The sequence below is a fragment of the Gemmiger formicilis genome (assembly GCF_016901605.1).
GTDB lineage: Bacteria > Bacillota > Clostridia > Oscillospirales > Ruminococcaceae > Gemmiger > Gemmiger formicilis_B.
Map to the genome: position 1 here is coordinate 1 of NZ_JACJKP010001101.1, position 202 is coordinate 202.

The 202-nt window shown below is 60.4% G+C and carries 1 pseudogene; it reads left to right on the forward strand.

Annotated features, from left to right (window positions below):
* A pseudogene (locus H6B10_RS17900) lies at positions 1 to 202 on the forward strand (alpha/beta hydrolase); the annotation flags it as partial.

Sequence of the window (202 nt, forward strand, 5' to 3'; positions counted from 1 at the left end):
CAGCGGCGCCGTTCTTACCGGATATCTGCGGGATGAAACAGCCGAAATGTCTGACTATAACATCCGTCCTGCGGTGTTGCTTCTGCCCGGCGGTGGATACGAGCGTTGCAGCGCCCGGGAAACCGACCCGGTAGCCATGCAATTCCTGCAGGCCGGATACCAGGTCTTTTCGCTGCTGTATACCGTATCCCCCGCGCCGCTG